The sequence below is a fragment of the Streptomyces sp. NBC_00273 genome (genome assembly GCF_036178145.1).
Taxonomy (GTDB): Bacteria; Actinomycetota; Actinomycetes; order Streptomycetales; family Streptomycetaceae; genus Streptomyces.
The window spans coordinates 763,748-787,152 of record NZ_CP108067.1 but is presented as its reverse complement, the minus strand read 5'-3'; the positions used below and the strand labels follow the sequence as shown (position 1 = coordinate 787,152).

At 69.0% G+C, this 23,405-nt stretch carries 31 protein-coding genes and 1 pseudogene; 24 read left to right on the top strand and 8 right to left on the bottom strand.

From position 1 onward, the window contains the following. Nucleotides 1-280 precede the first annotated feature (280 nt). Together OG386_RS03155 and OG386_RS03150 are read left to right on the top strand one after the other, a co-directional pair. On the top strand, nucleotides 281-685 hold the full coding sequence (locus OG386_RS03155) for a transglycosylase SLT domain-containing protein (protein WP_405786054.1): 405 nt from the start codon (nucleotides 281-283) through the stop codon (nucleotides 683-685). 912 nt (nucleotides 686-1,597) lie between these two features. Next, on the top strand, nucleotides 1,598-2,323 hold the full coding sequence (locus tag OG386_RS03150; protein ID WP_328786625.1) for a hypothetical protein: 726 nt from the start codon (nucleotides 1,598-1,600) through the stop codon (nucleotides 2,321-2,323). A gap of 361 nt (nucleotides 2,324-2,684) precedes the next feature. On the opposite strand, the gene OG386_RS03145 is transcribed toward OG386_RS03150, so the two are convergent. Together OG386_RS03145 and OG386_RS03140 are read right to left on the bottom strand one after the other, a co-directional pair. After that, nucleotides 2,685-3,173, bottom strand: a complete 489-nt coding sequence (locus OG386_RS03145; RefSeq protein WP_328786624.1) for a hypothetical protein — start codon at nucleotides 3,171-3,173, stop codon at nucleotides 2,685-2,687. A 17-nt stretch (nucleotides 3,174-3,190) separates the two neighbouring features. After that, a complete protein-coding gene (locus OG386_RS03140) occupies nucleotides 3,191-3,481 on the bottom strand; it encodes a hypothetical protein (RefSeq protein ID WP_328786623.1) in 291 nt (96 codons plus the stop codon). Between the two features lie 127 nt (nucleotides 3,482-3,608). On the opposite strand from OG386_RS03140, the gene OG386_RS03135 reads away from it, so the two are divergent. Further along, entirely contained in the window at nucleotides 3,609-4,577 is a 969-nt protein-coding gene (locus OG386_RS03135) for a HEAT repeat domain-containing protein (protein WP_328786622.1), read from the top strand. A gap of 312 nt (nucleotides 4,578-4,889) precedes the next feature. Here the strand turns inward: OG386_RS03135 and OG386_RS03130 are convergent, their stop codons facing one another. Both OG386_RS03130 and OG386_RS03125 read right to left on the bottom strand, forming a co-directional pair. Next, the gene (locus tag OG386_RS03130; RefSeq protein WP_328786315.1) at nucleotides 4,890-5,762 is read right to left on the bottom strand and encodes an IS3 family transposase; all 873 of its coding nucleotides are present in this window, start codon (nucleotides 5,760-5,762) and stop codon (nucleotides 4,890-4,892) included. Further along, the gene (locus OG386_RS03125; RefSeq protein WP_032759650.1) at nucleotides 5,759-6,067 is read right to left on the bottom strand and encodes an IS3 family transposase; all 309 of its coding nucleotides are present in this window, start codon (nucleotides 6,065-6,067) and stop codon (nucleotides 5,759-5,761) included. Before OG386_RS03125 ends, OG386_RS03130 begins: the two co-directional genes overlap by 4 nt. A gap of 558 nt (nucleotides 6,068-6,625) precedes the next feature. On the opposite strand from OG386_RS03125, the gene OG386_RS03120 reads away from it, so the two are divergent. From OG386_RS03120 to OG386_RS03100, 6 genes and pseudogenes are all read left to right on the top strand, one after another. Further along, nucleotides 6,626-6,757, top strand: coding sequence for a hypothetical protein (locus OG386_RS03120; RefSeq protein WP_328786621.1), 132 nt, complete (start codon nucleotides 6,626-6,628; stop codon nucleotides 6,755-6,757). Nucleotides 6,758-7,128: 371 nt separating this feature from the next. Beyond that, nucleotides 7,129-7,323: a hypothetical protein gene (locus OG386_RS03115; RefSeq protein WP_328786620.1), complete on the top strand. Its 195-nt coding sequence runs from the start codon at nucleotides 7,129-7,131 to the stop codon at nucleotides 7,321-7,323. Between the two features lie 4 nt (nucleotides 7,324-7,327). Continuing rightward, on the top strand, nucleotides 7,328-8,077 hold the full coding sequence (locus OG386_RS03110; protein ID WP_328786619.1) for a restriction endonuclease: 750 nt from the start codon (nucleotides 7,328-7,330) through the stop codon (nucleotides 8,075-8,077). Nucleotides 8,078-8,276: 199 nt separating this feature from the next. Continuing rightward, nucleotides 8,277-8,429, top strand: a complete 153-nt coding sequence (locus OG386_RS46850; protein ID WP_405790336.1) for a hypothetical protein — start codon at nucleotides 8,277-8,279, stop codon at nucleotides 8,427-8,429. Between the two features lie 21 nt (nucleotides 8,430-8,450). Continuing rightward, nucleotides 8,451-8,621: a hypothetical protein gene (locus OG386_RS46845; protein ID WP_405790338.1), complete on the top strand. Its 171-nt coding sequence runs from the start codon at nucleotides 8,451-8,453 to the stop codon at nucleotides 8,619-8,621. 508 nt (nucleotides 8,622-9,129) lie between these two features. Beyond that, nucleotides 9,130-9,689 (top strand): annotated as a pseudogene (locus OG386_RS03100) (phosphatase PAP2 family protein); the annotation flags it as partial. Between the two features lie 41 nt (nucleotides 9,690-9,730). On the opposite strand, the gene OG386_RS03095 reads toward OG386_RS03100, so the two are convergent. Continuing rightward, nucleotides 9,731-10,192 (bottom strand): ATP-binding protein, encoded by a 462-nt coding sequence (locus OG386_RS03095; protein ID WP_328793149.1) that lies wholly within the window; start codon nucleotides 10,190-10,192, stop codon nucleotides 9,731-9,733. A gap of 456 nt (nucleotides 10,193-10,648) precedes the next feature. On the opposite strand from OG386_RS03095, the gene OG386_RS03090 reads away from it, so the two are divergent. Beyond that, nucleotides 10,649-11,326, top strand: a complete 678-nt coding sequence (locus OG386_RS03090) for a GAP family protein (RefSeq protein WP_328786618.1) — start codon at nucleotides 10,649-10,651, stop codon at nucleotides 11,324-11,326. Here the strand turns inward: OG386_RS03090 and OG386_RS03085 are convergent. Beyond that, nucleotides 11,307-11,642 carry a hypothetical protein gene (locus OG386_RS03085; protein WP_328786617.1) on the bottom strand — a complete coding sequence of 112 codons (336 nt, stop codon included), beginning with the start codon at nucleotides 11,640-11,642 and terminating at the stop codon, nucleotides 11,307-11,309. The genes OG386_RS03090 and OG386_RS03085 overlap by 20 nt on opposite strands. Next, nucleotides 11,609-11,950 (bottom strand): hypothetical protein, encoded by a 342-nt coding sequence (locus tag OG386_RS03080; protein ID WP_328786616.1) that lies wholly within the window; start codon nucleotides 11,948-11,950, stop codon nucleotides 11,609-11,611. Before OG386_RS03080 ends, OG386_RS03085 begins: the two co-directional genes overlap by 34 nt. Before the next feature lie 192 nt (nucleotides 11,951-12,142). On the opposite strand from OG386_RS03080, the gene OG386_RS03075 reads away from it, so the two are divergent. Both OG386_RS03075 and OG386_RS03070 read left to right on the top strand, forming a co-directional pair. Further along, on the top strand, nucleotides 12,143-12,325 hold the full coding sequence (locus OG386_RS03075; protein ID WP_328786615.1) for a hypothetical protein: 183 nt from the start codon (nucleotides 12,143-12,145) through the stop codon (nucleotides 12,323-12,325). 813 nt (nucleotides 12,326-13,138) lie between these two features. Further along, nucleotides 13,139-13,603, top strand: a complete 465-nt coding sequence (locus OG386_RS03070; protein WP_328786614.1) for a lamin tail domain-containing protein — start codon at nucleotides 13,139-13,141, stop codon at nucleotides 13,601-13,603. A 288-nt stretch (nucleotides 13,604-13,891) separates the two neighbouring features. Here OG386_RS03070 and OG386_RS03065 read toward each other — a convergent pair whose 3' ends face one another. After that, nucleotides 13,892-14,335: a MarR family winged helix-turn-helix transcriptional regulator gene (locus OG386_RS03065; protein WP_328786613.1), complete on the bottom strand. Its 444-nt coding sequence runs from the start codon at nucleotides 14,333-14,335 to the stop codon at nucleotides 13,892-13,894. Nucleotides 14,336-14,424: 89 nt separating this feature from the next. Between OG386_RS03065 and OG386_RS03060 the strand changes: the two genes are divergently transcribed. The 12 genes from OG386_RS03060 to OG386_RS03005 all read left to right on the top strand — a co-directional run bounded on the left by OG386_RS03060 (nucleotide 14,425) and on the right by OG386_RS03005 (nucleotide 23,298). After that, entirely contained in the window at nucleotides 14,425-15,348 is a 924-nt protein-coding gene (locus tag OG386_RS03060; protein WP_328786612.1) for a quinone oxidoreductase family protein, read from the top strand. A gap of 295 nt (nucleotides 15,349-15,643) precedes the next feature. Next, nucleotides 15,644-16,321 carry an SDR family NAD(P)-dependent oxidoreductase gene (locus OG386_RS03055; RefSeq protein ID WP_328793148.1) on the top strand — a complete coding sequence of 226 codons (678 nt, stop codon included), beginning with the start codon at nucleotides 15,644-15,646 and terminating at the stop codon, nucleotides 16,319-16,321. Between the two features lie 69 nt (nucleotides 16,322-16,390). Beyond that, the gene (locus OG386_RS03050; protein WP_328786611.1) at nucleotides 16,391-17,284 is read left to right on the top strand and encodes a helix-turn-helix transcriptional regulator; all 894 of its coding nucleotides are present in this window, start codon (nucleotides 16,391-16,393) and stop codon (nucleotides 17,282-17,284) included. A 327-nt stretch (nucleotides 17,285-17,611) separates the two neighbouring features. Continuing rightward, nucleotides 17,612-17,860: a hypothetical protein gene (locus tag OG386_RS03045; protein ID WP_328786610.1), complete on the top strand. Its 249-nt coding sequence runs from the start codon at nucleotides 17,612-17,614 to the stop codon at nucleotides 17,858-17,860. Further along, a complete protein-coding gene (locus OG386_RS03040; protein WP_328786609.1) occupies nucleotides 17,857-18,522 on the top strand; it encodes a hypothetical protein in 666 nt (221 codons plus the stop codon). The genes OG386_RS03045 and OG386_RS03040 overlap by 4 nt, the downstream gene beginning before the upstream one ends. Nucleotides 18,523-18,576: 54 nt before the next feature. Beyond that, nucleotides 18,577-18,885, top strand: coding sequence for an IS3 family transposase (locus OG386_RS03035; protein WP_032759650.1), 309 nt, complete (start codon nucleotides 18,577-18,579; stop codon nucleotides 18,883-18,885). Then, the gene (locus OG386_RS03030; protein ID WP_328786315.1) at nucleotides 18,882-19,754 is read left to right on the top strand and encodes an IS3 family transposase; all 873 of its coding nucleotides are present in this window, start codon (nucleotides 18,882-18,884) and stop codon (nucleotides 19,752-19,754) included. The genes OG386_RS03035 and OG386_RS03030 overlap by 4 nt, the downstream gene beginning before the upstream one ends. 58 nt (nucleotides 19,755-19,812) lie before the next feature. Beyond that, nucleotides 19,813-20,397, top strand: coding sequence for a hypothetical protein (locus OG386_RS03025; protein ID WP_328786608.1), 585 nt, complete (start codon nucleotides 19,813-19,815; stop codon nucleotides 20,395-20,397). Continuing rightward, on the top strand, nucleotides 20,394-20,651 hold the full coding sequence (locus OG386_RS03020; protein ID WP_328786607.1) for a hypothetical protein: 258 nt from the start codon (nucleotides 20,394-20,396) through the stop codon (nucleotides 20,649-20,651). The genes OG386_RS03025 and OG386_RS03020 overlap by 4 nt, the downstream gene beginning before the upstream one ends. 865 nt (nucleotides 20,652-21,516) lie before the next feature. After that, on the top strand, nucleotides 21,517-22,101 hold the full coding sequence (locus OG386_RS03015; protein ID WP_328793147.1) for an outer membrane protein assembly factor BamB family protein: 585 nt from the start codon (nucleotides 21,517-21,519) through the stop codon (nucleotides 22,099-22,101). A gap of 66 nt (nucleotides 22,102-22,167) precedes the next feature. Continuing rightward, nucleotides 22,168-22,383 carry a hypothetical protein gene (locus OG386_RS03010; RefSeq protein ID WP_328786606.1) on the top strand — a complete coding sequence of 72 codons (216 nt, stop codon included), beginning with the start codon at nucleotides 22,168-22,170 and terminating at the stop codon, nucleotides 22,381-22,383. 27 nt (nucleotides 22,384-22,410) lie between these two features. Next, entirely contained in the window at nucleotides 22,411-23,298 is an 888-nt protein-coding gene (locus OG386_RS03005) for an SDR family oxidoreductase (protein WP_328786605.1), read from the top strand. The last annotated feature ends 107 nt before the right edge of the window (nucleotides 23,299-23,405 follow it).

Here is a 23,405-nt window from a genome sequence, read left to right as displayed (position 1 = left end):
GGGATAGTAGCCCCGAAGGGCTCCTTGTCGACCCTTGATATGGGCCCCCACCTGTGCGGATTCTTCCGGGACCGTTGTGCCGCTGGTGGTCGCTGACTGCGAGGGACGTTAGTAAGAGGGGTCGTTGCCAGGGGGTCGGGCCGTCTGTAGAACTGGATGAGTCGCCAGGCGGCACGGGTGCTTCACCCGCCGCCGACGAACCCCTCTCCACCGCGTGAGTGGCTCACGCATGTCTTCGACATGCCTGCGACCGCCCTTGTTCCCTGTGGAAGGTACATCCGTGTCCAACGCCATCATCCGCCGCATCGCCGTCTCGAAGAAGGCCCTCGCGGGCACCGTCGTCGCCCTGGGCGTCGCCGGTTCCATGCTGGCCACGGTTCCCGCTCAGGCGGCCCCGATGAGTGCCAAGGCGATCGCGCAGCAGATGATCAAGGACCCGGCCCAGTTCGCCGCGTTCGACAAGATCATCTCCCACGAGAGTGGCTGGGACTACACCGCGACCAACGCCTCTTCCGGCGCGTACGGCCTGGCCCAGGCCCTGCCGGCCTCGAAGATGGCCTCCGCGGGTGCGGACTGGAAGACGAACCCGGCCACCCAGATCAAGTGGGGCCTGGACTACATGAACGACCGCTACGGCAGCCCGGTCGGCGCCTGGAACTTCTGGTCCGCCAACCACTGGTACTAAGCCACCAGCGGACGACCAAACCGACGAGAACGCCCGGCCCGGACTTCCCGGCCGGGCGTTCTCGCGTCCGCGGCCACCAGCTGACCACGACTTCGGCACCCGCACCGCACCGCACCGGCAGCCCGGCGCGCTGCGCCGCCTCGGTGTTGCCGACGGTGTGCTGGTAACCGTGCGAGCCGGTGAGCTCGGTGAACTCGTCCTCATCGACGGACGGGATGTTCACGATGAGGTGCTCGAGCACCCCGGTCCGCTTCAGATCGGCGATCTTGGCGGCCGTCAGCGCGGAGACATTCGAGCGGACCCGTTGAAGAATGGGAACGTCGCGTACGCGGCGCCAGCCCCGGCGAGCTCGTCGACGGCCTTCTGGAAGGGGTCCATCGGCAGCGTGCGGCGCGGCTCGTGTCGCCTCAGGGGACGGCTGTTGTGACCCGGACCGCGCCGAAGCGGGCCGCGAGGGCACAGGAGCTGGCGTATTTCGGGGTCGTTCTGCCGGACGATCGTCCGGTCCAGGCCCACGAGCCCGAACACGGCCGTGTTCGGCGGCGGCTCACCGGCCGGGGGTTTCGGGCCGGACGGTGTCCGACAGGCAAACCAGGCCCGGCTCGACACCGGGCCGGACGGTGGTGAGGTAGGGCGAGGTTTGCAGCCGTGCCAGCCTGCTGGCGCTGCCGGGGTGCTTTCCGGCCGAGGTGGTGGGTCCGCCGAGTGGTGGGCCGGAGGACGGTCCAGGTCGGGGCCGCGTGCATGCGACCTGATGCGAACCAACTTGCCCGATCGAGTACTTGTCCGGGCCCGATGCGCGTGGAAACATTCCACCGCGCATCCTCGGGAGGCCGGGGCGGATCGGCTTCGGCACTCCACATGTCATGGTTCCGTCCCGTGAACGAACAGACAGCCAGGAGTGCATTCCTCATGGTCCGATCGAAACTGCGGACGCTCTTGCTCGGTGCCGGCAGCGCGGCCGTCATGCTGGCCGCCGTCCTCTTCCCTGTCAACGCGTCCGCCGCGGCCCCGCCCTCGGGTCCGGTCGCCGCGGACGCCCGAGGTGCGGCGGCCGGCACGGCCGTCGGTCCCGCCGCCGGGTTCTGGTCCTGCACCGTTCCGCCCGGCTACACCTACACCACGACTTCCAACACCTCCACTTGCGGAAGCAGCAGCACGCGGTACTTCGTCCAGCCGGCCGCGGACAACCTGTGGGCATGCACGCTCCCCGCCGGCTTCACCTACATCTCCGTGCAGAACGTCTCGGACTGCGGGCCAGGCGGCAGCAGCATCAAATACTATCTGCGCACCCCGGTGACCAACCTGTGGGCATGCACCGCGCCTGCCGATTTCACGTACATCTCCGTGCAGAACACCCTCGACTGTGGGCCCGGGACCGGTACCAAGTACTACCTGCGCACCCCGGAGACCAACCTCTGGGCATGCACCCTGCCTGCAGGTTTCACGTACATCTCCGTGCAGGGCACACAGACCTGCTCGACCGGCGGGATCCGTACCAAGTACTACCTGCGCACCCCGGAGTCGAACATGTGGGCGTGCACGGTTCCCCCGGGGTACACGTACATCTCCGCGCAGAGCACCAACGACTGCTCGATCAGCGCAACGACCACCAAGTACTACATCCGGGCCTACTGACACCTCCTGCGCTCGGCCCGGGCCCGGCGATCACGCTTCGTCCGGCCGACGGGTAGTTGACCTGCGGGTGAGAGAGGGAGCCGCCCGCTGGGCGGCTCCCTCTTGTCGTTCGTGACGCCTTCACCGGCCGGCACACCGAGGTCATGATGTGCGTCGGAAGTGCCTTGATCCGGTTGATCCGGCTGGAGCGCTTGATCCGCCTGGAGCGCGGGAACTTGAGGGAGATCCAGTCCTACGGCGACCGCCAAGCTCCAGTGCACGATTCCTGGGACGTGGCCATGCGCCGCCTCACCGCACCGCTCGGGTCAGGCCCCGCCATCTGGGTGGAGTTCCCCGGTCACGCAGCGGGCGCCTGCCATCTCTACCGCGCGGAGCGGAAGTTGTAGTAGCTCGTGCCCGCAACGAGGACCGAGGTGAAGGAGACGGGCAGGCCCTGCCCGTCGCGCGGTACTTCCTGGGAGGTCTGGCGGGTGAAGCCCAGCGAGACGCCCGGCACGACGACGTTCTCCGGGTCCTCGGCGTCCACGGTCCACCCGCGCTCGCGCAGCTCCGCAAGGACGGTGTCGGCCGGCGTCGTGAAGACGTCGTGTCCGTCCAGGAGGACACGCGTGGTGCTTTGCCGGCCCTCGCCGGGCCACCACAGTTCCACGGCCGTCGCGTGGTCCTCTGCATCGAGGAAGACCGTGTAGCCGACCCCGTCGAAGTCGCCCATGATCCGACGCGTCCGCCGGGCGGTGGGACCGACCACCCGTGGCTCGCCCCAGGGCCGGACCGCGGCCAGAGCCTCCTCGTACGGACTTCCGAGGTGGACGGGCCCGGCGGCGGTCGGCGGTGCCAGGAGCAGATCCATGTCGCTTCTCCGATTGTCTACTTGAGCACTTCGTGGTCTATTGTCCACTCCTGCATCTTCAGCATCATTTGGAACTCCTTGTTCACCTCGAGGCTCTCCACCATGTCCGCGACGTGCGTGTCGTACGTGTAGCCGTACAGCTCTCGGATCTCGTCGACGCCCACCTTCATCGCCAGGTCCCACTTGCCGGCGTCGATCAGCGCACGTTGATCGGCCCGCCACTTGATGTACGACGGTCTTCCTCGGCCCCGCCGTACGGCCGCTCGCCGCCCGCCTGGAAGCCACCCTGGACGATCCGGCACAAGCACCGGCCGTGGTGCTGGCCTTCGCCTCGCGTACGGCGACGTCCGGGTAGTCCTCCCCCCTGCCCAGACCCCGCAGCCCCCTGACCTGTCGGGCGCCGTCGGCCGACTCGACATCCGGAGGCTGAATGAGGTGACTGACCCGAACGCCGTTGTCAGAGGTGTGTTGGACAATCCGTTCCGCGAGGCTGCATCGCAGCAGGGAGACCCGCAGGGACAGGCTCGGTGCGGTCTGAAGGATCACGAGGAGGACGGATTGGGCAACCACCGGGCAGCGGATGGTCAGACCCTGCGCCTTGATGAACTGGCGGCCGGACTCATGGATCCGGACGGTGACCTCGACGACCTTGCAGAAATCGAAGAGGAGCTCGTAACCGCCCGGCGGCGGGAGCTGATTCCGTACGTGGAACGGCACCTCGAGGCAGCCGTGCAAGCGGGCAACTGGTACGCGCGTCATGTGCTCGCCCGGATTCTGGCCGAGACTGCCGGCCACACGTCCCTGGCAGCCCTCTTGCGGGCCTACTCCCGCGATCTCGGTGACGACCAGGACTCTCTCTCGACGACGCTCCATGTACTTGTACAGGAGCACCCGGCCGCCGCGCGTGAGATCCTCCTGCCGTGCGCCGTGGGCGACGATGCGGACCTTCGCGGGGCGGCAATCTGGCTGCTCGGCTTCGTTCCCGAACCCGCTGACCTCGGCCTGCTGGCCCACGCCGCGCAGGATTCGAACGAAGGAATCCGCAGCGCGGTCGTGGGTGCGCTCGGCAGTCACGGGACAGAGCCGGCGGCCATCGACCTTCTGTTGCACCTGCTGGACGACCCTTCCCCGCAGGTGCGAATCTCCGCCCTCAGCTCCCTCAGCTCCATAGGCTCCCTCCGCTTCTTCCAGCGGCCCAGAACCCTTCGGAAGATCCGCTTGCTCGCGAACGACGACAGCCCTCGTGTCCGTGCCTGGGTCGCAATCGCCTTGGGCCATTTTTCCGCTCCAGAACCCGCAGACCTCGCGACCTCGGCCGTGCTCGACAGGCTGGCAACAGACACCGACCCGTACGTTCGTGACCAGGTAGCCGAGGCCCGTCAGCGCAAGTCCCTCCGTAGCTAACGATCACAGCAGCCGCCTGGGGCACGACGAGCGGCCTTGGGAAGAATCGGGATCCGTAGCGCCGTGAGGAAGACGTGCGCTTCATGTGGCGCCGGTCAGGCCCGGTTGCGGTGGCCGGGCCGTCCATCGGCGTTGGTCGCGGATGAGGGTCCACGAGACGTCGAGGCGGCGCCGTGCTCTGGCCATGATCGGCGCGCCCCCTTCGCGCGGCCCGCCTTCAGGAAGACGCCGGTGGTGGCGTGGCCCCACTCCTCCGTCGCGGGCATGGTGAGTGAGCTTGCTCCGCTTTGACGGACACCATTGGTGTGGTGGTCAGGCCGCGAGTACGGTCTCGTATTCGGCGGGACTTCGGTAGCCGAGGCTGCTGTGTAGCCGCTGCAAGTTGTACCAGCTCTCGATCCACTCGAAGATCGCAGTGCGGGCGAGAGCCCTGCTGGGCCAGGGTTTCGTGCCGAGCAGTTCCCGTTTGATCGTCGCGAAGAAGGACTCGGCGAGGGCGTTGTCCCAGCACTGTCCGGTGCGGCCGACCGATAGCTGGACGTCGAACTCACCTGCCAGGGACGCGAATTGCTGGCTGGTGTACTGGCATCCGCGGTCCGAGTGGAAGATCACCGGCCGGGCGGGGCGGCGCCGCCGGCAGGCGGTCGTAAGGGCTTCGGCGACCAGGTCGGTCCGCAGATGATCGGCGGTTGCCCAGCCGACGACACGGCGGGAGGCGATGTCGATGACGGTGGCCAGGTAGAGCCAGCCCTGATCGGTCGGGATATACGTGATGTCGCCGCACCAGCGGACGTCGAGTGCGGCCGGGTCGGGTGCGAAGTCGCGCCCGATGAGGTCGGGCCTCGCGGCGGCCCGCGGGTCGGGGGCGGTGGTCACGTGTCGCCGCCTGCGGTGCCGGCCTTCGAGTCCGGCGTCCCGCATCAGTCTGGCCACGCGGCGCCGTCCGCATCTTTCGCCCTCGCGTTGCAGAACGGCGTGGAGGCGTGGGGCCCCGTAGGTGCCACGGGAGTGCTCGTGGGCCTCGGTGATCTTCACGGTCAGCTCCAGGTCGCGGACCGCGCGGGGGCCGGGAGTTCCGTTGCGGCGGGCATAGAAGGCGGTGCGGGAGACCTTGAGCAGTTCACACGCGCGTTTGACGTTGTGGTTGCTCTGCTTCTCCGCCTCGATGAACGGGTGCACCGTCACCGGGTCTCCTTCGCGAAGAAAGCCGTGGCCCGCTTGAGGATGTCGACGTCCTCGCGCAGGCGGCGGTTCTCCCGCCGCAGCGCGGCCAGCTCCTCACGCTCGCTGCTGGTCAGCCCGTCTCGCTCGCCCGCGTCGACCTCGGCCTGCTTGACCCAGTCCCGCACCGCGGTCTCGGTCAGATCGAAGTCCTTGGCTATCTGACCGACCGAGCGGTCACCGCGCCGGCACAGCTCGACGATCTCGGCCTTGAACTCCGACGTGAACGAACGGCGAGGGCGAGGCTTCTTCTTCCCCATGCTCTCCATGATGGACATCCTCCCGGGGACGAACCCCTGATCTCGAATGTCCGTCAAAGCGGATCAAGCCCAGAGGTTGTGTGACTGCCGGCAGTCTGGCGGTCGCTGTTCCGAACAGTTCGCGCCGGTTCTTCGGCACCTCCTTCAGGCCGCTGCCGACGACCTGCTCGGCGTGTCACGGCAGGTCATGAAGCACGTCGAGTGGCACCCCGGCGGCGTGTCCGATCATGTGGCGGGCTGCTGCCGTCGGGGTCGGCGAGGGACGCGTGCAGGGGCTCCTCGATTCCGTCAGCTGACAATCCGTCGGCTGATCCATTCAGGTGGTGGCCGGCGCCGACGAGCTCTCTCACCTTGATTCTCGAACGTCACGCTCTGCTCGCGGTGGATCAGAGGCTGATGACCAGGATGCCGACGTGGTCAGGGGCAGGCTCATAGGTACTGGTACTCATGTGAGGGGTGGTTGGTGTTGCCTATCTTCGGAGGGTGCCCACAGACTCGACACCATCACAGCACACCGGGGGGAAGCGCGGCTGGTGCTGCTGCCTGCTACCTGCCGTTCTCCCCGTTGTGTGGCTGCTTGCCGCCGCTTTCCTGCCGGGAAAGGTGGGCGAGGCCGTGGGCTGGGCACCGTTCTGGCTCGTGGCCGTGCTGTGGAATGGCGAAGACGGCCAGGGCGGCATCAGCCACTTCCTCGGCTAAGGACGCCGGTCCGCCAAAGACCCGCATGAGCCAGCTTGCACCGCCTGCACGCCCCAACGGCAACCGAACCATGTGAGCAGATCTGTCCGCTGAACGGGATCGCGCTGTCCGTGGGGAAGGCGGTTCCGATGTCTGACCGTGTGACCGTGGTCAAGCGGTACTTCCACCGGCTCTCCTTCCTCGGCCCCCGGTGTGGGGCGGTGTTGGACGCGAAGGGGATACGACGATGGCAAGCCCCTGCCTGCTGGGAGGGAGCTATGCCTGGTTCCCCTTCGGCTCTCCAGCGGCACAGCGAAATCCTGCTGAAGCAGCCACTCATGATCCGGCCCGCACGGGGAACACGGCCGTCACCGAACGAAAGGGGCATGGACATGCTCGGCATCGCCGCCGCAGTGCTGTTCTTCATCGCGTTCCTGATCAGCGCCGCCACCATCAGCACCAACGAAGTGTTCAGCTCCACCAACTTCATGCTGATCGGTCTCGCCGCGCTCGCGCTCCACGTCGCCGGCATAGGCCACGGCTGGGTGGCCGGCGGACGGGGCCGAGGCCGCGGCCGTAGGAGCTGACCTCATGGCGTCGAGGAAGAGCAGGAGCGGGGTCCCGCGGCGCGGCGCGACGCTCGGACGCGATCTGGTGCTCGCCGTGGGGCTTGCCGCTACGGCCGTAGGCGGACCGGCCGTCTTCGTCAAGGCCACCTCGGCGGCCGGGACGCGGATGCCGGTCCTGCCGGTGGCCTCGGCGGCGCTGCTACTGCTCGGCGTGGCGTTCGCCGCATGGAGCATGTCCCCCGTCAGGGGTCGCCCGGCGGCACCGCCCGACCCGGGCGTGCGCTCCGCGACGGGCGTGGGTCCCGCGACGGACATGCCGGAGGTGGGAGCCGCCGCCCTGGACCACGCCGCGGTCGATGCCGACGGCTTCGAGCACACCATCGCCGCTCTGTGCGTACGCGACGGCTGCACCTCGGTGGAAGTGGTGGGCGGCGCGGGCGACCTGGGCGCCGACGTGATCGCCACGACCCCGGACGGGCTGCGCGTCATCGTGCAGTGCAAGCACTACGCCGAGGACAACCGGGTCGGCTCGCAGGACCTGCAGCGTTTCGGCGGGACGTGCTTCGCCGTCCACGACGCCGACGTCGCGATCATCGTGACCACCGGCTACTTCACCGCGCCTGCCCTTGAGTACGCCGCCGCGTGCTCAATCGTCTGTGTCGACGGCGAGGCCCTGGCGGCCTGGACCGAGCCGGGCGTAGGGCCGCCGCCCTGGGAATCGGACGCTTGCCACTCCGACGGCTCCACCGACGGCGTCAGGGCCGGCCGCTGAGGGAAAGTCCGATCGCCGTACGGGGCCGGGTGCGGCCTGTCGTGCCGTGGTACGGGTCCGGCTCCCGGCCCCGCGCCGCTCACCGTCCCGGACTCCCGTGACCAGGCTGACAGCCGGCCTCCGTCGCCCCGAACGGTCGGAGCGTACTCCGCCTCGGAGGCCCACGGCTCCGATCGGAGGAATCGGTGCGTTGTTGCGAATGACGGAGAACGTCTGGGGTCACCGCGTCGGCGTCGGCTACCTCGCCGCCGGCCCCACCGGCTACGGGGTCGAGGCGCTCGACGACAGCATCGGCAAGGTCACCGACGCCTATCTGGTCGTCGACACCTGCGTGTGGATCCTCGCCGGATAGGTCCTGCTGCCGGCCGGTCCGGTGGTCCGCATCGACCAGACGGCGGAGCAGGTCTACGTGGACCGTACGAAGGACCAGATCGAGGCGGCCCCCGAGTGCCGTCGGGACGCGCACCTCGGGAACGCCGACCATCGCGAGGCCCTGGGCACGCACTACCTCTCCGGCATGCCGTTCGGCGTCCAGCGCGCCTGACCGGTTCCCGACCTGCCCTCGCGGCCCACGCTTGCGGGGCGCGATCGGGGCCTCGCGTTCGATCCGTAGCGCGGCCAGGGAGTGGTCCTCTACGCGGACACGCCGCCCGACGACAGGAACGCGATCAGGCGGGGCGACCGCCGAAGGGCGCCCCGGTGCCGTAGTAGGTGCCCAGCTCCTCCCGGTACGCGGCGTCGCCGAGGTGCTTGCCCCGGTGGAACTCGGGGTCGGCCTTGCTCTGTTCCCTGGTGCGGCCGACGACGGCACCTACCGTTGCTGCGCCCGGTCAGCCGGACGTGGCTGCTCCCTGCGCTGGAAGCGGACGCTGTGGACGGGTTGTTCGGGCATGCGGGATCAGGTGAGGACGGGCCGACGGGTGTTGACGGGCAGGGGCCGGATCGGGGTGGAGGGCGTACTGCTCGTCGCCGATATGTAGGCGGCGGCCTGGCGGGGCACCTGGGCTTCGCGCAGGCGGAGTAGGTTCGAATGTCCTCGACCGGACTTGCCGCTCTGGCGACCCTTTACCGGGCCGCTGGTGCGGCCTTCGCAAGAGGTGTGGCTCCTGAGGCATCGCGCGTGGCGCCTGGCGGCCTGGGTTGCTGTCACCGAGACGGCCGGCACCCTCATCGGGTTCCTCACGAAGAACGTGGTGGAACGCGCGCGCCCACGCCCGACCCCGTCGCCCACGTGCCCGGGTTCTCCTTTCCCTCCGGGCACGCCATGACCGCCATGGTGTCCTGTGCGGTGTTCCTCCTGGTCCTGCTCCCGCTGGTGCCGCCCGTCTGGCGACCCCTGCTCTGGGCGCTTGCGGTAACGAGCGTGCTCGGAGTCGGCTACACCCGTGTCGCGCTCGGCGTGCACGGGGTCAGCGACGTCGTCGGAGGCTGGCTCCTCGGGCTCCTCGCGGTCACGGCCACGACCTTCGCCTCCGAAGCCTGGCGGGCGGACATCGGACGCCGTCGCACCACCGTCGGGGAGGGACTGGAGCCCGAGGGCTCCGGGACCGAACCCGAGCCGCCCATCGGGACGTCCGGTCGGCCCGGGCCCACGGACGGACCGACCGCATGACCGAGCGTCCGGAACGCACGCCACCGCGCGAGAACGGGCCGTTATGCGTCAGTGGATCCTCCGGCGTGCGGACCCGAACGACTCCTCGCCGTGTGCGGGGCGGGTGTCACCCCGGTCACCCCGGTATGGAAACAGGCGGTGATCGTCTTGCCGCCGTGGAAGGAATGGGCATCCCAGGCATCGGCGAGGGCGTCGACGATGGCGAGTCCCCGTCCGGAAGTCGCCTCGCGTGAGGGATCGCGCGGGGCCGGCAGACACGGGTCGCCGTCGGCGACACTGACGTGCAGGCACCGGCCGTCCCAGGTGAGCACCAGCCCGGCTCCGCTGTGGGCGTGGACGTGCGCGTTGGTGACGAGCTCCGACACCGTCAGCAAGACGGAGTGCGCCGTGTCGGGGGCGTCCGTCGTCCAATGCAGGGAGTCGAGGCGTTCCGCCGTCCACCGGCGGGCCTCGCGCACCCCTCGATGTACGGGGAAGGACGTGGCCCACCCCTTGGCACGCATGGACACCGCATTCACCTCGCTTGCGCTCTCGTGTGGCGCCGGACCGGAGGGGTCGGGACGCTCGTCAGAACCGACGCGCCCGGTGCCGGGCATGGTGCCCACCCCTGCGGTGGACGAGCAGCAGGGCCAACACCATCGGCGCGATCAGCAGGACCATCGTCGTCATAGGAGTGCTCCGTCCCTCGTAGTCCGTTCCTCCTGCGCGTGTGGCCGCTATGAGGCCTCCGAAACCCCCGGTTCGTGCCGTCGGGCTCCATCGGAACGCACGCGTGCTCCTGGAGGGCGACTCGACCGTGACAGCCCGCTTCCCGTCCTTGCGCTGCACCAGGGCGTGCACGCCGGGTTGCCAGTCATTCGGGCGGCGGTGCAAGAGGTTGCCGGACGGGTGCGCTCGGTACTGTCCCGGGAGGGGCGTGCCGTAGTGCTCCGGTTGCGGGGTGTGGAAGGGGAGAGACGTTGCTGATCCAGGCAGTTGGAGCGGTGCTGCCGGCGGCACTGGCGGTCGCCCTCAGTCCGTTCCCCCTGATCGGGATCGTGCTGATCCTGGCCGGCCGGCACGGCCGACGTAACGGCCTGCTGTTCACGGCCGGGTGGATCGCCGGGCTCGGGATCGCGGCAACGCTCGTCGTGCTCGTGTTCGGCGGAGCCGACGACCCAGAAAGCCCTTCGTCCGCGATCGCGGACTGGGGACGGGTGCTCGCCGGAGCGGCCCTCATCGTGCTGGGGGCGCGTACATGGTGGCAGCGGCCGCGTGCCGGTGACGAGACCGGGACACCACGCTGGATGGCGTCACTCGATGACCTCTCGGCCTCGCGGGCGCTGCTCCTGGGCCTGCTGCTGTCGGGCGCCAACCCGAAGAACCTCGTCCTGACGGCCTCGGCAGCCACGTCGATCGTCGAAGTCGGGGCTCACCACGGCGATCTCGTCGTGGCCGTCGCCGTCTTCGTTCTCGTCGGATCCTGCACCGTTCTCGGCGCCGTCGTCATCCATCTCCTCGGCGGACAGCACGCGGCGTCGTTCCTGGACAGCGTCAGGCAATTCATGATCACCAACAGTGCCGTGATCACTGCGATCGTGCTCCTCCTTCTGGGTGCCAGCATCCTGGGCGACGGACTCACCGGACTTGGCCGCTGAGCCCTTCCCCCTGAGGAGGGCGAGGGACTCTTGCTAGGTGAGGACGGCCGAGGGCGACCGTGACGGCGCTGACGGGCCAGCCGGGGGAGCGGCGGCTGGCCATGAGGCTCCGGCCGTTGGCAGCGTGGGCGAGCAGCAGGGCGATGCGGTCGGGGTTGTCGACGTCGTCGAGGATCAGGAGCCAGCCGGTGTGGGTGACGAGCCACAGAGTGGCGCGTCCGGTGAGCTTCTGGGGCAGTAGTCGATCGAGGGTCGTCTGTAGGGCGCTGGCCAGGTCCGCGTTCACCTCGGCGGAGCCGTTTTGGCGTTGATCCACCAGGTCGGGTTGTCCGTGTGGGAGCGGGTGGCTGCCCAGTGCGCGGCCAGGGCGCTCTTGCCGGCACATCCGAGGCCGTGCACCACCGTGGTGCCCGTTCCCCCCGGCGCGGTGTCCAGCAACGTCAGCTCCTGAGCGCGCCCCACGAACGCCGCGTCGTCTCCGGTGTTCGCGATTCCGTTGAAGGGCCTGCCCCAGGTATCGATCGCGATCGACCGGTCTCCTGAGGCGACGGTTGCGTGCGGTGGCAACTCGGTGGCTTCCGCGCTCTGCAGGGGGTAGGTCTTCCTCCGCCGCCTTCCCGTCATGGCCTGGGTTCCACCGGGCTGGTCACCGGTGTCGATGTCGCCCTCAGTACCGTCTCCGAGGACGACGGCTCGTTCACCGGGGGCCGTCACTGATCCCGGCACCAACGGCGGCGCGGGCATCGGGTTGCCCTGCGGGGCGGGAAGCGCCCCGGCCGAGGGGGTGCGGCAGGCACGCCCCGATCGCCTGTTGTGATGTTCCCCTTCACGCTGCCTTGCACCGCGACCGCCCGCGTGCCGGACGCGGTGACCGCCGCCAGTGGGGGTGGGGGCGGGGTGGCGGCGGAGGCGGCGAAGCCCTGGCCCCACAGGACGGCGAGTGCGGCCACCGCCGCGCCGAGCGCGGACGCGGCCGCCCAGCGCGCGCCCGCGTCCTGAATCAGCGACGCCAGCCCCCATACCCGCACACCGCCGCGGCACCGCGAACGCCGCCATCGTCACCCCAGCCGCCACCAGCCAGCGCCAAGAACGGCCACCGCACTCACCCCTGAACTCCCTGAGACCCGACTCCTCGGCTTCTGACCTACCGTCGCCACGATGCCGCGCCCCCCAGGGCCCAGGCCGAGACGTCCCTGGCCGTCTCGGCCGCCCGTGCGGGCCGCAGCCAGAGATCACCAGGGCTGCGGCCCTGAGGGTGCGAGGAAGACATGTATGCGCCTCTCGTACCGGGTCGCCACGTGACCGCCGTTCTGAAGACCCGAACGCCGGCGCAGGCGGCATCCGCGGCGACAGCGGCGCCAGCCACTTCCTCGCCGAACTGCAGACGGCCGAAGGCACCCTCCGCCCCGCACGTCGCCGGCCTGTCGCAAAGCTAGACATACGCACGAACTGCAAACGCTAGTACGAAGAATTCTGCAGAACGGTTGTTACTCGATCAACTACTCCGGGCGGGTGAGGCGGGGGAAGAGTGCGCCCGGTGGTGCGCCGGAGCACGCCGCGCCGTAGGTGCGGTTCCCAGAGCGGGTGGGTGTAGCGGTCAGTGAATGTCAGGGGCGCGTTCGGGGGGAATGCGTGCAGTGTGCAGGCGAGTGTGACGGATATGTCCGTGTCTGGTAACCGGCGTCGGTGGGGGCTGCGGTGGGGTCCGTGTCGGGTCGAGAGTGTGGCCAACGGCTCACTCCGAGCCATCCCGCAACTGCCTCTCCTCGCTGTTTCGGCTGGTGGGGCACTGTTCTTGAGGGAGCGTCACCCATGTCTTCTGCTTCTTCCTCCGTTCGTCGTATCGCCGCTACCGTCGTGGCTGCCGGCGCGGTCGTCTCTGCGGTCGCGCTGCCGGCGGCCGCCGCGGATGGTGACCGTCTCCACCAGCGGCCGCGGGTGGAGATCAGCCGGGTCCAGGCCGACAGCCCCGGGCGCGACGACCACTCGAACCGGTCCCTGAACGCGGAGTGGGTGGAGATCACCAACACCACCCGCGACGCCATCAACCTGCGCGGTTGGACGTTGCGTGACAGCGACGGCAACCGCTACCGCTTCGACAACGTCCGCATCGGTAGCCGGGCCACGATCCGCATCCACACCGGCAACGGCCGCGACACCCGCACCGACCTCTTCCAGGACCGCCGCGAGTACATCTGGGGCAACCGCGCCGACACCGCCACCCTGCGTGACGACCGCGGCCGCACCGTCGACACCGAAACCTGGGGCCGGCGCTAACCCCCACCACCCGCAGGCCGCAGAGCCTGCGTGACATGACCCACCCGCAGCCGGACCGCACGGCAACCAGCCACTGACCGGCACGCGCACACGGGCCGTCGCCCCACCGGGCGACGGCCCGCACTGCTGCCCTCAACGGAAGGCCCCCTGACCGGCTTCGTCGGTCTCCAGGGACACCGCTTGTCGACCGGTTCCGGGATCTGCAGACTCCAGGTGTCCGACGCGGGACTGCGCCCTCGAAGACGTTCGGCTGGACGGGATCGGAGCTGTCCGGTCGATCATGTGTGATCAGGCCGAGGGCGGCGCTGCCTCGTGGAGCCGGGTCAGCAGGGCCATCAGCTGCTTCTGCTCATCCGGAGTGAGTGGTGCCAGCAGTGCGGCATTGGCGGCTTCGGCCAGGGCTCCGCAGCGGGCGAGGACGGCTGTGCCCTCCGGGGTGGCGGTGACGGCGTTCTTGCGGCGGTCCGAGGGGTGGGGGGCGCGCAGGACGAGGCCCTCCTTCTGGAGGTGGTTGAGGATGCCGACCATGTCCTTGGGGTCGACGGCCAGCCGACGGGCCAGGTCGGCCTGGGTGACGGGCCCGTACTCGGCCGTCGCGGCCAGTACCGCGTGGTGCATGAGCTTCAACCCCTCCGCGGCGATCGCGTCGGCGACCATGCCCCGGCCGCGCGCCGCAACACGGCCGACGAGCCACGTCGGTAGGGACTGGATGCGCTGGAGGTCCGAGGTCATGTGCTCAGTCTATCCAAAAGTCATTGGACTTCCCAACGACATTCGCCTTATCGTTGGGACATCCAATGAGTCCGGATCGGGGAGGTCCTGTGCTGCGCATTCGCCATGAGGTCAACGGTGGACCCGAAGTGCTGTTCGCCGAGGAGGTCGATCGACCCGAGGCAGGAGCCGGGGAGGCGTTGATACGGGTCGAGGCGGTCGGGGTGACCCTGCCCACGGTGCGCAAAGTGCGGGAGGGCAGCGAGCCGATCTCGTTCGGCGGCGAGGTCGCCGGAGAGGTCGTCGCCCTAGGAGCGGGAGTCACCGACTTCGCCGTCGGAGACCGCGTCACCGGGCTGTGCTTCGCCAACGCCTACGCCGAATTCGCGGTTCTGAACACCGCCATGACGTCCTCGATCCCCGACGGCGCGACCGCCGTAGAGGCGGTCGCGCTGGTCCGCAGCGGGCTGGTCGCGCGCGGTGCCTACGAGGCCGCGCGTACGGAGCCCGGCGAGTCGGTCCTGGTCACGGCGGCGGCCAGCGCAGTGGGCACGCTCGCCCTCCAGTACGCCAAGGCCGGTGGGGCAGCACGCGTCGTCGCCGCCGTCAGCAGCGCCGACAAGGCCGACTTCGTCCGAGGGCTGGGCGCCGACGAGGTCGTGCTCTACGAGGACGCCGACTGGGGCGCCCCGTACGACGTGATTCTCGACGGCGTCGGCGGTGACCTTCTCGGCCCCGCTGTACGGGCCCTGGCGACGGGCGGACGACTGGTGGCCTTCAGCTCCGGCGGCGGCACGGTGGAGGCGTACGAACTACTGGTTCGAGGCGCCTCGATGATCGGCTTCCAGATGCGGGCCATAGCCGCTGGCAAGCCCGAACTCTACGACCGCTGGCTGCGCGAGCTCTGGCAGATGCGCGACGCGGGCACCCTGCGCACCGCCGTACACGAGGAGATCCCCCTCGGCGAAGCAGCCCGAGCCCACACCCTCATCGAGCAGCGCCGTAACCTCGGCAAGGTCGTCCTTGTCCCTTAGCGGCCGGCTTCGGAAGCCCTTCGGGGGGTTGATTCCGGGGCCGGGCGGTGCGTGTCGCATCGTTGGACGTCCAAGGCGGTGGGGCGTAGGCGGTCTCGCCCGCCTACGGAAAGGGGGCCTGGGAGACCCAGGTTGACCTGGGCCTGGTTGGCCCGGAGGCTGGTGGCGAGGCTGTGGTCATGACCGACAACAACACTGATGTGACCGGCTTCCAGAACCGTGTCGTCCTGATCACCGGCGGAACCAGCGGGATGGGCCTGGCCACCGCGCGTCTGCTCCTGGAGCCGGCGCCCACATCGTCATCACCGGCCGCGACGACGCCCGACTCGACCGCGCAGCCGAACAACTGGCCGAGGTCTCCGATCAGGGTGCGCGGCTGTTCACGGTCCGGGCCGACTCCGCCAGCCTTGCCGATCTCGACCGCTTGGCCGCCCTGATCCGTGAACGCCACGGACGTCTGGACGGGGTGTTCGCCAACGCCGGGGTCGGGGTCTTCCAGCGCAGCGGCGAGGTCACTGAGCAGGACTTCGATCTCAGCGTCGACGTCAACTTCAAGGGGGTGTTCTTCACGGTCCAGAAGGTTCTGCCGCTGCTCGACGCGGCGGGTGGCGGTTCCATCGTGATCAACGCCTCGTGGACACTGCACCGGGGCCTGGCCGTCGCACCGGTGTACGCGGCCACCAAGGCCGCCGTCCACAACCTGGCCCGCACGCTGGGCAGCGATCTCGCCGTGCGCGGCATCCGGGTGAACTCGATCAGCCCGGGCTACATCGTCACCGAAATGTTCGATGCCGCCAACCCGGACCCTGCCTCGCACGATGCCATCCGCTCCCAGGTGCCGCTGCGGCGGCTCGGCCAGGCCCAGGACATCGCCGAGACCGTCGCCTTCCTCCTCTCCCCGCGGTCGTCGTACATCACCGCCCAGGACATCGCCGTCGACGGGGGCCTGGTGCACGCGATCCCCGCCTCCTGACGGCAGGCGTGGTTGCCTGGCCCTGACAGGGCCAGGCAACCACCCGTCACGACCGGCCACAATCGTCGTATGAGCACAGCGATCAACATGGGCGAATTCCTCCGAACCCGCCGCGCCCTCCTGCACCCTGAAGACGTCGCCCTGCCGGACTTCGGAGGCCGGCGCCGGGTCGCGGGCCTGCGCCGCGAGGAGATCGCGCAGCTCGCCGGAGTGAGCGTCGACTACTACACACGGATGGAACAGGGCCGCGTGCCCAACCCCTCGGACGCGGTCCTCGACGCCCTCGCCCGCGCACTGCGGCTGGACGGGGATGCCACACGGCACCTGCACCGCCTCGCCCGACCGCAGTCCTCCGCCCGGACCGCGCCCCGGCGCCAAGCCCAACCGCAACGCGTGCGCCCCATGCTCCAGAGGTTGCTGGACGATCTGGTGGACATACCGGCGATGGTGATGGGCCGGCGCATGGACGTACTGGCCTGGAATGCGGCAGCGGTCGCCCTCTTCGACGACTACGCGGCCCTGGACCCGGCGGAGCGCAACATCGCCCGGATCACCTTCCTCGACGAGACGTCCCGAGAACTGTATGCGGACTGGACCTCCTGCGCCCGCGGGAACGTGGCCTACCTCCACCTGGACGCGGGACGGCACCCCGAGGACCCCCAGTTGGCGAGCCTGATCGGCGAACTGTCCATGAAGAGCGCGGACTTCCGTCGCTGGTGGGCTGAACACCCGGTGCAGGACAAGACCTCGGGAACCAAGCGATTCCACCATCCCGTGGTAGGCGATCTGGAACTGGCCTACGAAACCCTGCGCGCAACGGACGACCCCGATCAGGCCTTGATCACATATGCCGCTGAGCCGGGCAGCCCCTCGCACGACGCTCTGCGGATGCTGCTGGCCTGGGCCGCTGAGGCCCCCTCCCCGATGCCGGCCGACGACCGCGCGCGCTCACCTTTCGGGTAGTCAAGGCGCCCTTACCTCAGAGAACCTGAAGCTACATCAGCAACGCCATCGGTCAATGCCCGACGAGTACGTCGACGAACGGAGCACCGCCGACCGGCAGGCTCGGTTCCGACGGATATCCGCGCATCGATCCGTGTTGCACGGCGAACCCTGCCCGCCGAGGCGGGTGCTGCAGACGACGGGGTGGCGTGATCCACCTCTCCCGATCGGCCCGCCCACCAGGCCCGTTGCCCCGGCCTGCTCGACAGCCCCGACCGCCACCGAGTGCAAGCGGTTGAAGAGGATGCGTGGGCACCCATCCATCCTGGTCGAATGCCGATGCGGGGCGTGGGGGATACCGAGGGTGCCTGGGCGGGGCTGTTCGTGGGGATCGAAGCCCTGGCAGCACTGCCCTCGATGCGGCAGGCGTGGCTGCGCGGGCTGAGCCACATTGCGCCGGCGGACTTGCTGGTGCGGTTGCTGGACGTGGTGGGCCCTTCAGCGGTCCTGGACCTGCAGGCCGAGGCCATCGATGCCGCCATCGCGCCTCCCGACCGAAGGATCCGCGCGCGACTCGCGGAGTTCCGTCGGACATGAGCATTGATCAGTGGGTGAGACTGATCGCCAGTGAGACCAATGGCGCCCGACGCGGTCGCCTCCAATGGCTGGCCACCTGGCACTGCCCGAAGGTGACCGAGGCCCAGTTCGAACGCTGGGCCCACGACCCGGATCCGGGAACCCGCCTGCAGGCCCTGTGGTTCCGGGGTCTTCCACAGCGACTGGCCCTGGCCCTGGCCGCCGACCCTGATCCGGAGGTACGCGGGGAAGCCTGCGAATACGCCTGGCCGCACCTGGACACGGGCCGACGGTCCGCCCTGATCGACGACCCCTCGCCCCAGGTCCAAGAAGTCGCCCGCCGACGAGCAGGCTACGACCGGCCGATGTCACGGAACGAGTTCGACGCCCTGACCACGATGGAGCAGTGGCGCGTCACACCTGTCCAGCTACTCGGGCGCGACCTCGCCGAGCACCTGGTCCGCCACGCGGAGCGCGGACTGCGGATGAATCTGGTCGGCAATGAACGCCTGGACGCCAACCTGATCACCGAGCTGGCCCACGAGGAGGACCCCCAGGTGCGCGCCTCGGTTGCCGTCCGAGCCGACGTCACCGAGGAGCTGCGCGCCTCGATCAGCGCGGGGCTGCCCCCGGACACCCCCTACTGGGGAGTGGACTGGGTCGAGGAGCTCCACTGGGCTTGATCCGCTTTGACGGACATTCGAGATCAGGGGTTCGTCCCCGGGAGGATGTCCATCATGGAGAGCATGGGGAAGAAGAAGCCTCGCCCTCGCCGTTCGTTCACGTCGGAGTTCAAGGCCGAGATCGTCGAGCTGTGCCGGCGCGGTGACCGCTCGGTCGGTCAGATAGCCAAGGACTTCGATCTGACCGAGACCGCGGTGCGGGACTGGGTCAAGCAGGCCGAGGTCGACGCGGGCGAGCGAGACGGGCTGACCAGCAGCGAGCGTGAGGAGCTGGCCGCGCTGCGGCGGGAGAACCGCCGCCTGCGCGAGGACGTCGACATCCTCAAGCGGGCCACGGCTTTCTTCGCGAAGGAGACCCGGTGACGGTGCACCCGTTCATCGAGGCGGAGAAGCAGAGCAACCACAACGTCAAACGCGCGTGTGAACTGCTCAAGGTCTCCCGCACCGCCTTCTATGCCCGCCGCAACGGAACTCCCGGCCCCCGCGCGGTCCGCGACCTGGAGCTGACCGTGAAGATCACCGAGGCCCACGAGCACTCCCGTGGCACCTACGGGGCCCCACGCCTCCACGCCGTTCTGCAACGCGAGGGCGAAAGATGCGGACGGCGCCGCGTGGCCAGACTGATGCGGGACGCCGGACTCGAAGGCCGGCACCGCAGGCGGCGACACGTGACCACCGCCCCCGACCCGCGGGCCGCCGCGAGGCCCGACCTCATCGGGCGCGACTTCGCACCCGACCCGGCCGCACTCGACGTCCGCTGGTGCGGCGACATCACGTATATCCCGACCGATCAGGGCTGGCTCTACCTGGCCACCGTCATCGACATCGCCTCCCGCCGTGTCGTCGGCTGGGCAACCGCCGATCATCTGCGGACCGACCTGGTCGCCGAAGCCCTTACGACCGCCTGCCGGCGGCGCCGCCCCGCCCGGCCGGTGATCTTCCACTCGGACCGCGGATGCCAGTACACCAGCCAGCAATTCGCGTCCCTGGCAGGTGAGTTCGACGTCCAGCTATCGGTCGGCCGCACCGGACAGTGCTGGGACAACGCCCTCGCCGAGTCCTTCTTCGCGACGATCAAACGGGAACTGCTCGGCACGAAACCCTGGCCCAGCAGGGCTCTCGCCCGCACTGCGATCTTCGAGTGGATCGAGAGCTGGTACAACTTGCAGCGGCTACACAGCAGCCTCGGCTACCGAAGTCCCGCCGAATACGAGACCGTACTCGCGGCCTGACCACCACACCAATGGTGTCCGTCAAAGCGGAGCAAGCTCACTCGACGATCCCGAAGCGATGCGCCGACTGGCCCGGTCCGCGAGCATCGGAATCCGGCGCACCGTCGCGCGAGCCCGCCACCTGCCCCCGGACGTCGTGGACCGTCTCTCCCGCGATCCGGACACCCACGTGTCGTACAACCTTGCCTCCTGCTGCGAGGAGGCTCCCGCCGAGCTACTGCTGGAGGTCGCGCTGCGGCGCACTGCCCGCTTCCTCGCTCTGAACCATCCGAACTTCCCCCGCCACCCGCTCCTGCGCTTCGCCGACGACCCGGATCCGCTGCGGCGCCGGCTGGCCCTCGAATCCCCCGAGTCCACCCCCGGCCTCGCCGAACGTTTCGTCGACGACCCGGACGAGCGGGTGCGGGTACGTGCCGCAGCCGACCCGAGGCTCTCGCCCGCCACGGTCCTGCGCCTGCTCGACTCCACCCCGCAGACACGTCGAGCAGCCCTCGGGAATCCTCAGCTCCCTATCCCGGCCCTGGTCCGCCTGCTCCGCGACGCACACACCGCCGAGGCCGCGGCCGCAAACCCGGCGATCCCGACGACGGTCGTACGACAGTTGATCGAGCTGTCCTGCGCAGCGGAACCGCCCCCTGGGTGAGAATCGAGGTGGGCGCGCCGGGCGAGCACCTGCTCGGCCCGCAGGAGGAGACGGTGCGGGAGCGGTTCACCGACCCGGTCCGCTCCCGCTGCGACCTCCGGCTCGGCCAGGAGGTCACGGCGGTCGGAGGTCGGAGGTCGGCCGGGCGGCTACCGCTGACCCTGGACGACGGATCGACGGTCGAGGCGGACACATTGCTCGTTGCGGTGGGCCGCGTGCCGAACAGCGTCCGGCTGGACCTCGAAGCGGCGTGAATCGCTGCCCACGGCGACGGCCGTGTGATCGTCGCGACGCACACCAGCGCACCACAGCGGAAGGCGCGTTCGCGCTCGGCGACATCTGCGCGCCGCTGCCCCCGGACACGTGGGCAACCGTGAGGCGGAGGTCGGGGCCCATGGCTACGTAGGCGAGAGCGGACAACGTTCGTAGCCGAGGGGGAAGAGCACTGGCTCACTGTGGGTGCCCCAGACGTCGGGGTCATCTGGGAACACCGCCAGCGCGTCGGACTGGTCTCTCTCGGGGGCGAGCAGCGGAAGCAGGGTGGGAGGCTTGGACGATCCTCAAAGACATGAGCCGTGTTCGGTGGCACGAGCTGACCCATGCCCACGCATCCGCGCTTCGCCGTCGCGGGCCGGCCGCCACGGCAGCCGCACTTGACCCGGTTACCGGACCTGGTCGGCCCGCTCGGCAAGGGGCTGAGCGATTCCGCGGCACCGCGGCCAGGTGCGGATCGCCTTCGAGCTGCGGCCCATGTCGCCCAGGACATGTGCGGGCCGGATCTGGCCCTCGCTCGGCCCCGCAAACCGAGCGGCGCGGATGATCACACGCCCTCTGCCCTGGCGGGGCTTCAACCTTTTCAAAGGCTGCGCCACCGTCGCCGCGATCGACCTGAGGGACGGCCGCGAGCTGTGGCGTACCGGCCGCGGCTCGGGCTCCGGTGAGCCGGCTGACACCGCCGACGCGGTCGCTACCGGGGCCGGACTTGCAGTGCTTCGTGACGAAGGGGACGCAGAACCGAATATGGGCGCGCGGGGCCCTCCCCCCCCGCGGTGATGAAGCGCTGCGCGCCTTTGACCTTCGAACTGGCGCCCCGCGCCGGAACGCCGCCGTGCCGAAGGGCTGCTTCCCCCGCCGGGCCGCCGTCGCGTCGAATCAGGTCCTGGCCTTCCTCGCGCCTGCGGCACCGAAGCAAAGGTCGCCGCATTGGACCCGACCGACGGCAAGGAGCGGTGGACCGTTCCGCTGGGCGGCCGGCGACCCGTCGCCGCGGATGCGTTCGTATGCTTCCTGTCTGCCGAACCGACGGTACTGAAGGTCCAGGAGCCGATGGGGCACGGCGTGCACGCCTACCTCGCCTTCGGGCAGGACGGCCGCCGGCAGGGGCAGATCGACGTCATCGGTGACGATGCCGCCGTCGCCGACGGGAAGCTCCTCGTCGCGTCAGGCGTCGTCGTCGCCTTCGACCTGGCGACCGGGGACGAGGTGTGGAGCTCGGACTCGCTCGGCACCGGGCGCAGCATCACGGCTCTGCACGCGGGAGGAGGCCGTGTGACCGTCCTGACCCGCTCCAGGAAGAACCACGACGAGCTGTACGTCTACGACTCCGCGACGGGCGACACGGTGGACGAGCGCACCTTCTCCTGTGACACGGACGACAGATCTTGGGGAGTCGTCGCGGAGCGCTACCCCGATGTTCGAGTGTGAGGAGTCGGGTTCGTGTGAGACCGCGTACGCCTTGTCGTCCGACGATTAGAATGGACGCTCCGTCAGGTGTTCCTCGGCCGCTGCTGCGGTCGGTTGTGGACGGTGATGGTGCTGGTCATGCAGACCGATGCACTGTTCTGGGACTCACTTGTATTCGCCGGTATCGACGAGGTGGATGTCGAAGCGGTTACCGCCGCGTTCGGCACGGTCGATGTGGTGGCGAGAGGCCGCGCGACCGGCTCTGCATGTCCGGACTGCGGCCGTTTCTCGGATGCATCATGATACGTCGACGTCTTATAGTGAGAAACTATGTCTCACTTAAGGAAGCCCCCTCCCATTGTTGTCACCGGAGCCACTGGCACGATCGGCCACCCGGTCGTTGCAGGGCTGCTTGATGCCGGTCACGCGGTGCGCGGAATCTCGCGACACCCGCAACGTGCCTCACTCCCGGATGGTGCGGACGTGGTCTTCGGCGACCTGGACGACCCGTCCACATTGAGGCACGCATTCGACGGTGCCGCGCAACTCGTCCTGATCGCGGTCCCTGAGACCGTTGAAGCGGTCGTCTCTCGCGCAAAACAGGCGGGCGTCGAGCACGTGGTTGTGGTCTCCTCCGCCGCCGTAACGGCCGGCTACGACACGACGTACAACGCCGTCGTCGAGCAGGCCGTCATGGACTCAGGACTGGATTGGAGCATCGTGCGTCCCGGTGAGTTCGCGACAAACTCACTCCTCATATGGGGACCAGCGATCAAGGCAAGTCGCCGAGCTGTGGAGCCCTTTCCTGACCAGATCGTGCATCCCGTCCATGAGGCCGACGTTGCAGACGTCGTCCTGGCCAACCTGCTCGACCCACACCGCCTCGGACGGATCGACACGATCATTGGACCGGAAAGTCTCACCAAACGCGACCAGGTTGCAGTGATCGCAGAAGCGATCGGAGAACAGATCACGCTCGATCAGGTCTCCGCCGAACAAGCCCGCGACTTCTACCGAGCCCAAGGGGGCTTCGCGGCCGCGAACGCAGACTTCCTGTTCGGGTTCCAAAGCTACGACGGCATCGAAGGCATCAGAGACGAACCCCATGACACGAGGGCCCCGGAGGACGATGCCTACCTCACACTCGACCAGATAACGGGAACTCCAGCTCGCACCTTCCGCTCCTGGGCGCACGGTCACGCCTCCGACTTCATTTGAGCGATGGCAGGGGCAAGCACTCTCAGAGGTCGCTTCCTTCCAATGTCTCATCCCGTAATTGGTATTTCATCTGGCTATACCGCGTCGCGCCACGAGATGGTGGCTTC